Below are 13,519 nucleotides of genomic sequence, written 5' to 3'. Positions count from 1 at the left end.
TAAAAAGTTTAAGAATTTTAATTTTTACCACTATTTATTTTTAATTCTACCTTATTTTCGACTTTTTTACTATGAAATATCAATTTTGTTATCTTTTTTTATAGTTACAAAAAAAGCCAAGAAATAATTTCTTGGCTCCAAAAGTAACTTCTTACTTCTCTATGTTTGTGTAAGGTAATAAAGCAATGTTTCTAGCTCTCTTTATTGCTCTAGTTAACTTTCTTTGTAACTTAGCACTTGCACCAGTTACTCTTGCAGGATTGATTCTACCTTTATCAGACATGAATCTCTTTAATAAATCTGCATTCTTATAGTTTAACTCTTCAGCTTTAACTCTTAATTTTGCTCTTTTTCTTCTCTTTCTGAATTCTGCCAACTCAGTCACCTCCTAAAATTAGAACGGGAATTCGTCATCTTCTTCTTCGACAACGCCCGATTGCTTTGGTTCTGTATACTTTGGTTGATTATAGCTATTTGTTGTTTTTGGTTTAGAATTTGAATCAGATTCAAAACTATTAGCTCCACTGTTTCTAGACTCTAAAAATTCGATTCTATCAACAATAACTTCTGTTCTGTATCTTTTTTCACCATTAACTTCATAAGTACTTGTTTGAATTCTACCTTGTACTCCGGTATTGTTACCCTTTCTTAGGTATTCTCCAATCAATTCAGCTGTCTTACCAAAGGCAGCACAACTAATAAAATCTGCTGGATCATCTTTTCTCATTCTATTGACTGCTAGTGTGAATTTGCAATAAGCCATTCCACTTTGTCCATACTTTAATTCTGGATCTCTAACAAGTCTACCAGTTAAAACCACTAAGTTCATAGACATAATAGCCTCCTATTAAACAATTATTGAATTAAGAATTACTTATTCTTAACGATGATGTATCTCATAACTTCTTCAGTAATGTTTAACTTGTTTTCTGCTGTTTGTAAGTTTTGCCCTTCAGCTTTGAACGTAGTTAATACGTAGAAACCTGTTCCTTTCTTTTCGATTGGATAAGCTAACTTTCTTTCACCCATTTTTGTAGTTTTTAATTCAGTTGCGTTTGCTGCTGTTAAGATAGTTTCTACTTTCTCAATGATAGCACCTCTGGCATCCTCCATAACTGTTGGGTTAATAATGTACATTATTTCGTAATTTGTCATCAATTTGACCTCCTTCCCTCTGGATTTTGTCCAAGTAATAAATCACTCAAACAGGGTGCATATATTATATCATATCTGTAAAAGTAAAGCAAGGATAAATAAAAAACTAACCTACATTTTATAGGTTAGTTTTTTATATTAATTATTTCTTCTCATCCATGCTGGAATCTCTAAATCTTCCTCTTCTTTTTTCTCTACTGTTTTAGCTAAACTTGGTTTTTCTATAGCTACTACTTTTTTTTCTGTTGATTCATCACTAAAGTTAGTTGCAACTAAAGTTACTTGTAATCTGTCTCCCATCTCATCGTCAGTTGTAACACCAAACATTACGTCATCTACAGATTTCCCTGCAGCTTCCTTTACCATATTTGATATTGCAAAAGCTTCATTTAACCCCAGTGCCGATGATCCAGATATATTGATTAATATCTTACTAGCTCCAGATATTGATTTTTCTAATAATGGACTTTGAAGAGCTTTTTCAGTAGCTTTAATCGCTCTATTTTCTCCTTCCATCTCTCCAAATCCTATCATAGCTATCCCTGAATCTAACATAGTCGTTTTAATATCAGCGAAGTCTAAGTTTATTAATCCTGTCTTTAGTATAAGGTCAGCCAGACCTTTAATTCCAATTTTTAAAACATTATTAGCTTCCATGAAAGCGTTTTGTAATGTTATAGTTTTTTCTGGTAGTTCAAACAATTTATCATTTGGTATGATAATAAGTGCATCTACAGATTCTTTTAGGTTAACTATTCCTAAATCTGCATTTTTCATTCTACTCTTTCCTTCAAAAGTAAACGGTTTTGTAACTACTGCAACAGTTAGAATTCCCATTTCTTTTGCTACTCTAGCTATTACCGGAGCTGCACCTGTACCTGTACCTCCACCCATTCCAGACGTTATAAATAACATATCTGTTTCTTCTAATAGAGTTTTTATCTTGTCTAAATCTTCCTCTGCTGCTTGTTTTCCAATCTCTGGATTAGCTCCTGCTCCCAAACCTCTTGTTGATTTTTCCCCTAACTGTATTCTTATATCAGCTAAAGAATTGTGTAGATCTTGGGCATCTGTATTGGCTGCAATATATTCTACTCCTGTCACTCCTGCTTCAATCATATCATTTATCGCATTCCCTCCGGAACCCCCTATCCCCATTACCTTTATCTTCACCAAATGCTCATTTGTGTGTATCATCCAACTTCCTCCTTAGACTATAGACTCTATATAAAATTTCCCAACCATTTTTTAAATTTAGACGGACCTCTAGTTTCAGCCTTTTTCTTGACTGCTTCTTTTTTTTCTACTTTATTCACAATTTCTATTTTTTCTTTCTCTTTTTCTTCCTCTACCTTATCCTCTACATTTGTTTTTTGCAGATCGCTGTATTCATCTTCAAGAGCTGTAAGCAATACTCCCATTCCTGTAATACAAGCAGGATTTTTTAGTGTAGTTGTCATTCCATCTATCTTAATAGTTGTCCCTATTCTGATATCATAATCCAGTAAAGCTTTTAACTTTTCTAAAATTCCATAATCTCCTACAACTCCTCCAGCTAATACAACACCATTTTTCAGGTATTCTTTGTACCCAGAAGCTTCTATACTTTTTGAAATATATTCTAATATCTCATCGGTTCTAGCATCCATTATCTCCCTTAAATATCTTACTTCAAAGGTCTTTGTCAGACTTTCTCCATTTTCTAAATAAGATACAGTAATTTTTTCATCTATATCTTTATTTTTTATTTCCAATAGAAGGTTTTTCACTACCTCTTGATTTAATTCTAACACATATTTAAGGTCATTAACATAGTGCATCCCACCTATAGGTATTACATTTGTATTGATAAGCCTGTTATTTTTAAAGATAGTTATCTCTGTCAAACCATATCCAATATCTACCAATGCTACACCGTTTACTTTATCTATTTTTTTTAGAGTAGCTTTTGAAGATGCTTCCCCATTATATATGAGGCTGTCCACCTCTATCTTTGCTTTATTTAGTGTTTCTACTATTTTTTTCACCTTTAATTTAGGGATTCTTATCAGATGAACATTCACCTTTAATTTATTTCCTACTTTCCCCACTGGATTTTTCATTATTCCAGATTCGTCTACCCTGTAGTTATAAATCTCCTTGGCAATCACTTGTTCATCGTCTTTAACTACTTTCTCTTTAGATATCTCAAAAATTTGATCACAGTGATCTTCAGTAACTTCTATATCCTCATCGGAAAGCTTATACTCAATCTCTGTAGTACTAGATTTTATATCACTTCCACTGACTCCTATAGTGGCTTTTTTTATTACCACTCCAAGCTTGTCTTCCAGCCTTTCTTTTCCTAATCTCAAGGTTCTACTGAACAGTTCTCCATCTATTATTTCACCTTTTTTTATTCCGTTAGATGGAACAATAGTCTGCCCCAGTACCTTTATGTTTTTCCCAGAATCATATAATTCTCCTACAATAATAGTTGTTTTAGATGACCCTATATCTATTCCCGTTCTTATCCTTCTCATCATCTTCGATCACCCTCTATCCTTTTTATAATGTAGTCTTCAAACCTCAAATCAATATACTCTATCTTTTTATCCCTCTTATTTTGAGGCTTTACTTGATCGTATAATTTCTTTACAACCCCATATTTTTTACTCTCTACATCTATATTTGTGATTATTTTAAGCCCTGTATTTGTTGTGACTGCTATTCCATTGCTTACTTTATATATCTGGGATATTTCATCTTTAAAACTAATTTTCCCCATAACTGCAATAAATTCCTTTATCTCTTTCTCATTTTCTATCCTAAATAGTGGCATATTATATTTTTTACTCTCTTTCATATACCCATATATTTTCCCCAATTCATCGGATATATAAATTCTATCTTTATATTCTATATATACATAAGGTTCCTTTTCCTTTATATCGAATAATAAAATATCGGGCATCTGAGTTTTTATAACTACATCTTTTACCCTTACATCCTCTAATATTTTATTCTTTATTTTATTTTTGTCTATCTCTAATATATTTTTACCCTTCAAGTTTTCTATACTATCAGCTAAATCATCTATTAGTTCTACATTTTTAACCTTTAGGTTTACTTCGGTAACGTCAAATAAGGAGGCTTTTTTAAAGTCTCCGTACTTAGTATAGGTATACCAACAGATTATCCCTATGAATATTATTTGCAATATTTTTTTCATATTCATTTCACCTAGTCTATTATTTTAAATATAACATTTTTATCTATTTTTTACAATATATACATAAAACTATTATAATTTTGTTGCATCTAATACCATTTTTTCCAATATCATTTCAAAACTATAACCTTTTAGCTTTCCTAATTTAGGTAATAAGCTTGTAGTGGTCATCCCAGGACTTGTGTTCACCTCTAAAAAATATAATCCGTCTTTAGAAAGAATAAAATCACTCCTACTCATACCTCTAAGATTTAATATATCATGCACTTTAGATGCAATATCCATAGCTTCTTCATAGTAGTTTTCTTCTATTATAGCAGGAACTTCATATATAGTTTTTCCAACTGTATATTTTGATTCAAAATCATAGGTTCCTGAATTAGGTATTATCTTCACTACTCCTAACTTTTCTCCATTTAATATTCCAGCAGTCAGCTCTTCCCCGGCAATAAATTCCTCTAGCACCAGATCTATTCCTTTTAATTTTTCTGCTGCTTTTTCTGCTTCCTCTGAGTTTTGACAAATGTAGAGTCCTACACTAGACCCCTCTTTAGAAGGTTTTATGACTATTGGATATTTTTTTATATCATCTATATTAGTATACTTCATTGGTGTTTTAATTCCAAAATCATCTGCAATTATTTTAGTTAAAACTTTATCCATAGATACAGCACTGGCTGTTACACCTGATCCTGTGTATGGCTTTTTTAAAATATCTAAGACTGCCTGCACTCTTCCATCTTCACCGAACTCACCGTGTAAAGCTATATATGCTAAGTCATATTCATTTTCCATAAGTGCAGTCAAATAATTTTCTTCCACTAGATCTATCTTAAAGGCATCATATCCTAAATTTAGAAGTCCCTGTAATATAGCTCCTCCACTCATTAGTGATATCTCTCTTTCTGAGGAGATCCCCCCCATCAATACTGCTATTTTCATATTTTTTCTCCTAATCTTCAATAATTACAATCTCTTCCTCTAGTTCAATCCCTGAATCTAGTTTTACTTTTTCCTTTACGATCCTGATTATCTCAATGACATCATTATATTTAGCATTTCCATGATTTTCCAAAAAATTTGGATGGACATTGGAAACTTGCATATCTCCTACTCTGTGCCCTTGCACTCCGGCAGCAATTATCAGTTTAGCTGAAAAATGTCCCTCAGGATTTTTAAAAGTACTTCCTAAATTAGGCATACTCAAAGGGTGTCTAGCTTCCCTCTTCTCCTTTAACTCCAAAACTCTTTCTTTATCAAATCCCATTTCAAATTTAAATACAGCACTTATAACTATCCAGTTTTTTTTCTGAATCTCTGTATTTCTATAAGTCACATAGATCTCTGATTTCTTTATTTTTCTAATTTCAAAATTTTCATCTATGATCTCAACCTCTTCTATATGGTCAAAAACTTCAGAACCATAGGCTCCTCCATTCATATAGATCAGGCCTCCTACACTTCCTGGAATCCCGGCTAAATTTTCTAATCCTGAATAATTTTTCTCTTCTATAAAATCAATTAAATCGTCAAAATTTAATCCCGATTCTACATAAACTCTTCCGTCCCCTAGATCCTCTTTCCTATTTAATTTATTTAAACTTATAAAAGATATATCCATATCTCTATCTGGAATCAATGTATTGGTCCCGTTACCTATAAGGAAAGTTTTTTCCCTGGTTTTTAAAACTTCAACCAATTCTTCTTTTTTCTCTATTATTATCATTTCTTTAGCGTTCCCACCAATCTTCATATTAGAATATTCTCTCATATGGTGGTATTTATATATTTTCATCTTACCTCCAACTTTTCAACTACCTCATATGCCATCTGCGATATTGTTCCAGCACCCATAAAGATATAGGTCCTGTCTTCACCTTTTATTTCTTCTAATATTTCTTCCACAGTAGTTAAAATCTTTGTATCTCCAGAAGTATAGATATCAGCAGCTAATTTTTCCAACGTAATTCCATAGATATCTTCCTCTCCTGCAGAGTATACAGGAAGTAAAATCACTTCATCTGCCAGATCGAAACAACCTTTAAACTCTTCATATAAAAATTTTACTCTGCTGTATCTATGAGGTTGAAAGATCGCTGTAATTTTCTTAGTTTCTATTTTTTTGGCACCTTCCAACGTGGCTCTTATCTCAGTTGGATGATGTGCATAATCATCTATGATCCTTGTGTCTCCATCTAAAAGAATATCATATCTTCTCTTAGCACCTTTAAATTTTTCCAGTCTGACTTTTATCTCCTCTAAAGATACTCCCAGAGTATAAGCTAGATATATTACTCCTAAACTATTAGAGATATTATGGCTTCCAGGTACAGACAATCTAAATTCTCCCAAAAGTTTACCATCTAAGATCACATCATAGACACTCTTCCCATCTATTATTTTGATATTATCTGCATATATTCCGGCTTTTTTCTCGATACTATAAGTTAAAATTTTATCTTCAGATCCTAGTATATTGTCTGATTCCAAGCAGTCTATATTAAGCAGTGTCAGTTTTTTAGTCTGCTCATAAAATTGTATAAATGATTTTTTTATATTTTCAAAGCTACCATGATTTTCTAAATGATCTGCCTCTATATTAGTTATGATAGAGTATTCCGGTAGTAGATATAAAAATGAATTATCACTTTCATCTGCTTCTGCTATCAAAAATTCTCCTGTACCACAACAAGCATTAGAGTTTATCTCTGGTAAGATTCCTCCCACTACAATAGATGGATCAAGTGGCAACATTACAGCTCCTAACATCGAACTAGTAGTAGTTTTTCCATGAGTCCCAGCTACAGCTATTCCTGATTTGCTGTTAAATAACCTGGCTAAAAGTTCCCCTCTTTTTATAACTTCTATTCCATTTTCCGTAGCATATTTATATTCTGGGTTTCCCTCTTTAATAGCACTTGATCTCACTACCAGGTCAATACCTTCTATATTTTTCGCATCATGTTTATAATGAATTTTAACTCCTAAACTTTCAAGTTCTATACTTACATCTTTTTTAGTTTGATCTGATCCACTCACACAGTATCCACTCTTAGCCATTATCTTAGCTAAACCACTCATACCTATTCCATTTATTCCTATAAAAAATACTTTTTTCATCTATTTATTCCCCCAAATCTCTAAAGCATCCACTATTTTTTCTGCTGAATTTCCTTTTTTCATTCTTTTTAATGCTGCTTTCATCTCTGTTAATTCATGTTCATTTTTTATCAATTCCAAAGCCATTCTAACGGCATTTTGAGCTTCTCCATCTTTATAGATTAAACTAGCCTTGTTCTCTGAAAGGATCTTAGTGTTCTCAAACTGTCCAACTTCACGAAGCTGATATGGTATTAATATCGACGGTTTCCCTAACTCTATCAATTCTGAGATTGTCAATGCTCCCGACCTGCATAACACCAAATCAGCAGCACACATTATATTAGCCATATTTTCAAAGTATGGTTTTATCTGATCTGTTAATTTATATTTAGATAGTTTAGACATAACCTCTTCGTAGTTTTTTTCCCCGGTAGCCCAATATATCCTCGTATTTTTTTCCTTTAAAAATGAATCCCATTCTTTGATCAATGCTTCATTTATACTTCTAGCTCCTAAACTTCCACCCATAATAAGGATCATCTTTTCATGATCTTCTAATTTTATCTTTTCCCTTTCAGTATGAGGATTTAGAGTATAAAATTCCTTTCTCAGTGGGTTTCCTGTAACCTGTAGTCTCGATTGATATTTTGAAGGTAATTCGTCATAGGTTAGATCAAAGGCTAAAAACATCTTTTTACTAAACCTATAAAATATCTTATTAGCCAGCCCTAAGGTAACATTCTGCTCTTGAAGGTATATAGGGATTCTTAAAATTATTGCACCTAACAGGGTAGGGATAGATATATAGTTTCCAAACCCAATCACTGCATCAGGCTTTTCTTTCCTTAATGTCGATATAGCTTTTTTTGTAGCTTTTAAGACTTTTATTATCGATTTAAAATTTCTTAGAGGTAAAACATCTAAGCCTATAAATTTATGTCCTGCATTTGGAACTATTTCTTTTTCCATCCTATGGCTAGTCCCTATGAAAAGTAAGTCTATATTTTTCTTTCTCAACTCATGTGCTACTGCCAAGGCAGGATAGATATGGCCACCTGTTCCTCCTGCTGTTAAAATTATTTTCTTCATATATATCTCCCTGACGGTTTTCAATCTCGTCTAATTATAGTTATTAATTCTTTTCTTTAAACCTTTCCAAAACCAATTTTTTGAATACTTTTCCCCTCTCTTCAAAACTTTTAAATTGATCAAAGCTCGAAGTAGCCGGTGATAGAAGAATTGTTAGATCTTTTTTAGCATCCATATTTTTGATTTTTTTCTCCAGTGTAATCATCACTTTTTCCAGAGTTTTTAAGTTATAAATATCCTCTTTGGGATAGTTTACAGCCAATAATTCTCTCTCTAGTTTAGGAGCCAATTCTCCTATTAAATATACTTCTTTTACACTTTTTTTTATCTCCTCAATTAGGGGTGTTAATTCTAGGTTTTTATCACACCCGCCGCATATGAGTATTGGTTTTTCGAAAGCTCCTATGGCCTTCATTGTTGATTCCAAGTTAGTTCCTTTGGAGTCATTTATAAACTTTACAGCATTATTTTGATTTTTATAGGTATAAAAATCCTCCATTCTATGCTCCAAACTCTCGGTATTTTCTAAAAAATTTATTATGACATTATTATCTATACCAATTAATTTTGCAGCTCCTACAACAAACAACATATTTTGTAAGTTATGTCTTCCTTTTAACGAAAAATTTTCTATAGTGGTTACTTGCTTCCCTTCAAAATATAGGTTGTTTTCAGATACATAGATATCAGTATTTTCTTCTAAAGAAAGTTTCAAAATCTCTCCCTTTACTCTATCTAACCTTTTCATTATCTCTGGGTCATCTATATTTACTATAAATTTATCTCCTAAATTCTGATTCATTCCCACATTAAATTTTGTATCGTAGTATTCGTCTGCATCTTTATATCTGTTTAAATGATCGGGAGCAAGGTTGATTATCATAGCTATATCAGCTTTAAATTCATATAAATTTTCCAGCTGGTAGGAGCTCAATTCTAAAACTATATATTCATATTTGTCTTTTTCTAAAACAGCTTCTGAATATGGAGTTCCTATATTCCCTGCTGCTATACTTCTAATTCCTGCTGCATTTAATAATCCAGCTAACTTACTTGTTGTTGTTGTCTTTCCATTGGTTCCTGTAATAGCTATAATTTTTGTTTCAGAAGTTTTTTTCATATAGTTATAAGATACCTCTATCTCATTCACTATTTTAATACCTTTTTTTTTCGCTTTTTTTATTAGATCGTTATAGGGTATCCCTGGACTTTTTACAAACAGGTCTACCCCTTCTAAATAAGCTACCGCATCTGTAGACGAAACACCATTTTTGTCATCTACAAGTACTGTTTCCCATTTGATCTCTTCAAGTAATTTAATTACATTTTTACCGCTTATTCCAGCACCATATATCATAGCTTTTTTCATCTTATTACCACCTTTATCTTTTTTCAGAGATTTATAGGTTTCCGTAAGGGTAGTTTATAAAACACCCTTACGATAAACCTTATTCTTAATTTTTTTATCTTAATTTTAGAATTATCAAACTTCCTATTCCACACAATAGTCCTATTATCCAAAACCTAATAGTTACCTTAGTTTCTGCTAAACCTTGCAATTCAAAGTGATGATGGATAGGAGCCATCCTAAATATCCTTTTTTTTCTCATCTTATATGAACCTACTTGTAATATTACAGATACCGCTTCTACTACAAATACAAATCCAATTAAAAGAAACAGTAGTTCCTGTCTCAAAAATATTGCAACTACACCCAATAATCCACCTAACATCAGAGACCCCGTGTCTCCCATAAAAATTTCAGCTGGATAAAAATTAAACCATAAAAACCCTAATCCTGCCCCTATTAAACCAGTTAAGAATACTGTAATTTCCCCTGTCCCTGCTATATAGTAAAGATCAAAATGCTGACTTAACTCTGTATGTCCTGTAAAGTATGCTATCAGCCCTAGAATGGACGCCGCAATAATTACCGGCATAATCACTAACCCATCTAATCCATCTGTTATATTTACAGCATTTGAGCTTCCTATTAGTACTAAAAGTATCCACCCTAATAATGGAGCCGCTCCTATATACAGATAATTCTTTGAAAATGGATTCATTATTCCAAAATCTAATTCCGTTTCCGATATTCCAAATTTAATTATAAATAGCCAAGTCAGAACTGCTATTAACGCCTGACCTATCATCTTTTTTCTACCTGATAAACCTTTTTTACAAACTGTTAATTTTCTATAATCATCTAAGAAACCTATACCACTGAATAAAAGCATACACAGAAGTAACATCAAATTAAATTTATTAGTCAGATTTCCCACAATTAAATTAGTTATTGTTGCAGAGAAGACTATTAATACTCCTCCCATTGTAGGAGTTCCCGTCTTCGTAAAATGTGTTTCTGGCCCTACATCCTTTGCTTCGTCTCCTATTTTTTCCTTCCTTAAATAAGCTATAAACGGTTTTCCTAAGATCATAACAATCATAAGTGATATAGCAAACCCCAAGAATCCTCTCAAATAAATCGATTTTAAATACGCTAAACTTTCATACTTTTCCGCCAAATAATATAACATCTACCATTCTCCTAATCTAAAATTTTATTTAAACAAATACCATTTGAAGCCTTTAAAAACACTGCAGCTCCATCTTTCACCAACTTTATCCTGTCTCTTATTTCTTCCACAGTTTCAAAATAAAAACATTTTTTATGATCCAATTTTATATATAAACTTTTCATCTCTTTTCCCACTAAATAGATCTCATCTAAATTTAACTTTTCTATAGTCTCAGACAATCCTTCATGAAGCTTTATACTTTCTTTTCCTAATTCCAGCATGTCTCCTAATACAGCTACCTTATAATCATCTTTAAAAATTTCATTGAAAGTTTCTAAAGATACTTTCATAGCTACCGGGCTGGCATTATAAGCATCATTTATAAAAACTTTCCCACCTTTTTCAACCCTTTCAAATCGCATTCCTGTCAACTTTAGATCTTTGCAGGCATCTAAAATTTCTTCCTTGGAAACTCCTACATTTAGAGCTACTGTCATTGCTAAGGCTATATTTATAGAGTTATATTCTCCATACAGGTTAGTTTTCACATCCATTTCTTGACCTGAAAAAAATAGTTTGAATTCTCCACCTCTTTTATCCTGATAAAAATCCTTTATGATATAATCATTATCTTCGTTTTTCCCTACTCTTACAGTTTCTGCATCTTTAAAATAAGGATCATCTCCATAAACCACTCTAAATTCTGGTTTTACAAATTCAAAAATCTCTGTTTTCGCCTTAAAAACATTATCTCTGTTTTCTAAAAACTCCAAGTGAGAATCCCCTATATTAGTCACTATGGCATAGTCAGGACTAGCTATCTCTCCTAACCGTCTAATCTCTCCTAAATTACTCATTCCCATCTCTAAGGCTATAAACTTGTCATCTTCCTCTAATTGTAGGAGGGTTAGTGGCAAACCTATATGGTTGTTGTAGTTCCCCTGAGTCTTCTTCCCTTTATACTTTGCCGATAAGATAGAATAGAGGATATCCTTTGTAGAAGTCTTTCCCTCGCTACCGGTAATCCCTATCACTGTTACATCCAAACTTTCCCTATAGTTTTTAGCTAACTCCTGTAAGAATAAGATACTATCTTCTACATAGATTGCTCTCTCATCCTCTATTTTAATATTTATATCATCATAAAACACCAAACAAGCGCCTTTTTCCAACACATCTTTAATATATTCATTTCCAGATCTTATTCCGATAAAAATATCATTTTTTTTTACCTTCCTGCTATCTATAAGGATTTCTCCTATTTTAATATCTTTAAGATGTTTTTTATTTGGAAACATTTCATTAAAAAAATTTAATTTATGCATACTTCTATATCTCCTTATTATAACAATTTTTAACCTTTAACTCAATCATTCTTACGGTGAGTTTTTGACTCTCGTTCTAATTCCTTTGCAAACTCATATAGATTTTCATGGATCTCACAAGAGTTTTTTATTGTTTTCTCCTCTTCTAATCCATGACCTGTTCTCACCAAAATAGATCTCATCCCCAGGTTTTCTCCACCTTTTACATCACTAATTTTATCTCCTACCATGATTGAAGAAGAAAAATCTATATCTAAATCTTTTTGTGCCTGTAAAAACATTCCAGGTTCAGGTTTTCTACAATTGCAATTTAATTTATATTCACCTATACCTTTTTCTGGGTGGTGCGGACAATAATAAAATCCATCTATATGCCCTCCTATCTTTTGCACTTCCTTTTGAAGGTAATCATGCAAAGTTTTTACACTATTTTCATCATAATAACCTCTGGCTACTCCAGACTGATTTGTTACTACCACAACTAAATAACCTAGATCATTGAATATTTTTATTGCTTCTCTTGCTCCATCTATAAATTCAAACTCTTCTACTTTATGAAGATAATCTTTTTCAACATTTATATTCCCGTCCCTATCCAAAAAAACACATTTTTTCACAAGAATCCTCCCATTATAATTTTCATCCCTTATATTATATAAAATTTTTGCACTTTATAACAGATTTTATTTAAAAAATAGACATTTATTGTATAAAATTTCAATATTCTATATTTTAAGCAACAAAAAAGCCATCAAAATTAATTGATGGCTCCGATATTTATTCATTATGGTGCGCCACACAGGGTTTGAACCTGTGACAACTCGATTAAAAGTCGAGTGCTCTACCAGCTGAGCTAGTGGCGCATATTTTTACAAAAAATAAAAAAGACTTGGCAAGTTCCTATCCTCCCAAGGGGCTGCCCCCTAAGTACTTTCGGCGTTTACGGACTTAACTTCTGGGTTCGGAATGTGACCAGGTGTACCCCCGTAGCTTTTCTTACCAAGCTTACTTTCTTATTGAATATTGTTATCGCAAAACCCTTGATTTATTAAATAAATCTTAGTGTTTTGGTGATGACCTTTACGGTTAAACATTCAAAACTATATAATAATGTTTTT

General features: G+C 32.2%; 14 protein-coding genes, 1 tRNA gene and 1 rRNA gene. All 16 read right to left on the bottom strand.

The genetic code is table 11. The features are described from left to right. Positions 1 to 151 precede the first annotated feature (151 nt). Complete coding sequence (gene rpsR / locus K337_RS0100080; RefSeq protein ID WP_028854808.1) at positions 152 to 376, bottom strand: 30S ribosomal protein S18; 225 nt, start codon at positions 374 to 376, stop codon at positions 152 to 154. 18 nt (positions 377 to 394) lie between these two features. Beyond that, positions 395 to 835: a single-stranded DNA-binding protein gene (locus K337_RS0100075; RefSeq protein WP_245584857.1), complete on the bottom strand. Its 441-nt coding sequence runs from the start codon at positions 833 to 835 to the stop codon at positions 395 to 397. Between the two features lie 35 nt (positions 836 to 870). Then, positions 871 to 1,155, bottom strand: a complete 285-nt coding sequence (gene rpsF / locus K337_RS0100070) for a 30S ribosomal protein S6 (protein WP_028854806.1) — start codon at positions 1,153 to 1,155, stop codon at positions 871 to 873. A gap of 138 nt (positions 1,156 to 1,293) precedes the next feature. Next, positions 1,294 to 2,352: a cell division protein FtsZ gene (gene ftsZ / locus K337_RS0100065; protein WP_028854805.1), complete on the bottom strand. Its 1,059-nt coding sequence runs from the start codon at positions 2,350 to 2,352 to the stop codon at positions 1,294 to 1,296. Positions 2,353 to 2,378: 26 nt separating this feature from the next. Beyond that, positions 2,379 to 3,680 (bottom strand): cell division protein FtsA, encoded by a 1,302-nt coding sequence (ftsA, locus tag K337_RS0100060; RefSeq protein WP_028854804.1) that lies wholly within the window; start codon positions 3,678 to 3,680, stop codon positions 2,379 to 2,381. Beyond that, on the bottom strand, positions 3,677 to 4,366 hold the full coding sequence (locus tag K337_RS0100055) for a cell division protein FtsQ/DivIB (RefSeq protein WP_028854803.1): 690 nt from the start codon (positions 4,364 to 4,366) through the stop codon (positions 3,677 to 3,679). The genes ftsA and K337_RS0100055 overlap by 4 nt, the downstream gene beginning before the upstream one ends. A 72-nt stretch (positions 4,367 to 4,438) precedes the next feature. Beyond that, a complete protein-coding gene (locus K337_RS0100050; RefSeq protein WP_028854802.1) occupies positions 4,439 to 5,308 on the bottom strand; it encodes a D-alanine--D-alanine ligase in 870 nt (289 codons plus the stop codon). 10 nt (positions 5,309 to 5,318) lie between these two features. Continuing rightward, positions 5,319 to 6,161, bottom strand: coding sequence for a UDP-N-acetylmuramate dehydrogenase (gene murB / locus K337_RS0100045; protein WP_028854801.1), 843 nt, complete (start codon positions 6,159 to 6,161; stop codon positions 5,319 to 5,321). Beyond that, entirely contained in the window at positions 6,158 to 7,486 is a 1,329-nt protein-coding gene (murC, locus tag K337_RS0100040; RefSeq protein ID WP_028854800.1) for a UDP-N-acetylmuramate--L-alanine ligase, read from the bottom strand. The genes murB and murC overlap by 4 nt, the downstream gene beginning before the upstream one ends. Continuing rightward, positions 7,487 to 8,557, bottom strand: coding sequence for an undecaprenyldiphospho-muramoylpentapeptide beta-N-acetylglucosaminyltransferase (murG, locus tag K337_RS0100035; RefSeq protein WP_028854799.1), 1,071 nt, complete (start codon positions 8,555 to 8,557; stop codon positions 7,487 to 7,489). Positions 8,558 to 8,600: 43 nt separating this feature from the next. Further along, positions 8,601 to 9,926 carry a UDP-N-acetylmuramoyl-L-alanine--D-glutamate ligase gene (gene murD / locus K337_RS0100030; protein WP_028854798.1) on the bottom strand — a complete coding sequence of 442 codons (1,326 nt, stop codon included), beginning with the start codon at positions 9,924 to 9,926 and terminating at the stop codon, positions 8,601 to 8,603. Between the two features lie 94 nt (positions 9,927 to 10,020). Beyond that, entirely contained in the window at positions 10,021 to 11,094 is a 1,074-nt protein-coding gene (gene mraY, locus K337_RS0100025; protein ID WP_028854797.1) for a phospho-N-acetylmuramoyl-pentapeptide-transferase, read from the bottom strand. An 11-nt stretch (positions 11,095 to 11,105) separates the two neighbouring features. Next, positions 11,106 to 12,401 carry a UDP-N-acetylmuramoyl-tripeptide--D-alanyl-D-alanine ligase gene (locus K337_RS0100020; protein ID WP_028854796.1) on the bottom strand — a complete coding sequence of 432 codons (1,296 nt, stop codon included), beginning with the start codon at positions 12,399 to 12,401 and terminating at the stop codon, positions 11,106 to 11,108. A 41-nt stretch (positions 12,402 to 12,442) separates the two neighbouring features. Beyond that, complete coding sequence (gene gmhB / locus K337_RS0100015; protein ID WP_028854795.1) at positions 12,443 to 13,018, bottom strand: D-glycero-beta-D-manno-heptose 1,7-bisphosphate 7-phosphatase; 576 nt, start codon at positions 13,016 to 13,018, stop codon at positions 12,443 to 12,445. 170 nt (positions 13,019 to 13,188) lie between these two features. Further along, positions 13,189 to 13,264 (bottom strand) — tRNA-Lys (locus tag K337_RS0100010). A gap of 24 nt (positions 13,265 to 13,288) precedes the next feature. Next, positions 13,289 to 13,405, bottom strand: a 5S ribosomal RNA gene (gene rrf / locus K337_RS0100005). Between the last annotated feature and the right edge of the window lie 114 nt (positions 13,406 to 13,519).

Origin of the sequence: Psychrilyobacter atlanticus DSM 19335, assembly GCF_000426625.1 — a bacterium.
Taxonomy (GTDB): Bacteria; Fusobacteriota; Fusobacteriia; order Fusobacteriales; family Fusobacteriaceae; genus Psychrilyobacter; species Psychrilyobacter atlanticus.
Note: the sequence above shows the minus strand (reverse complement) of the source record. Positions and strands in the feature narration are given on the sequence as shown.

Excerpts from the sequence above, each read along its gene's own strand:
- ftsZ (WP_028854805.1), bottom strand. The coding sequence starts at position 2,352 with ATGATACACACAAATGAGCATTTGGTGAAGATAAAGGTAATGGGGATA.
- murD (WP_028854798.1), bottom strand. The coding sequence starts at position 9,926 with ATGAAAAAAGCTATGATATATGGTGCTGGAATAAGCGGTAAAAATGTA.
- murG (WP_028854799.1), bottom strand. The coding sequence starts at position 8,557 with ATGAAGAAAATAATTTTAACAGCAGGAGGAACAGGTGGCCATATCTAT.
- murB (WP_028854801.1), bottom strand. The coding sequence starts at position 6,161 with ATGAAAATATATAAATACCACCATATGAGAGAATATTCTAATATGAAG.
- K337_RS0100055 (WP_028854803.1), bottom strand. The coding sequence starts at position 4,366 with ATGAAAAAAATATTGCAAATAATATTCATAGGGATAATCTGTTGGTAT.
- murC (WP_028854800.1), bottom strand. The coding sequence starts at position 7,486 with ATGAAAAAAGTATTTTTTATAGGAATAAATGGAATAGGTATGAGTGGT.
- K337_RS0100020 (WP_028854796.1), bottom strand. The coding sequence starts at position 12,401 with ATGCATAAATTAAATTTTTTTAATGAAATGTTTCCAAATAAAAAACAT.
- mraY (WP_028854797.1), bottom strand. The coding sequence starts at position 11,094 with ATGTTATATTATTTGGCGGAAAAGTATGAAAGTTTAGCGTATTTAAAA.
- K337_RS0100075 (WP_245584857.1), bottom strand. The coding sequence starts at position 835 with ATGTCTATGAACTTAGTGGTTTTAACTGGTAGACTTGTTAGAGATCCA.
- ftsA (WP_028854804.1), bottom strand. The coding sequence starts at position 3,680 with ATGATGAGAAGGATAAGAACGGGAATAGATATAGGGTCATCTAAAACA.
- rpsF (WP_028854806.1), bottom strand. The coding sequence starts at position 1,155 with ATGACAAATTACGAAATAATGTACATTATTAACCCAACAGTTATGGAG.
- K337_RS0100050 (WP_028854802.1), bottom strand. The coding sequence starts at position 5,308 with ATGAAAATAGCAGTATTGATGGGGGGGATCTCCTCAGAAAGAGAGATA.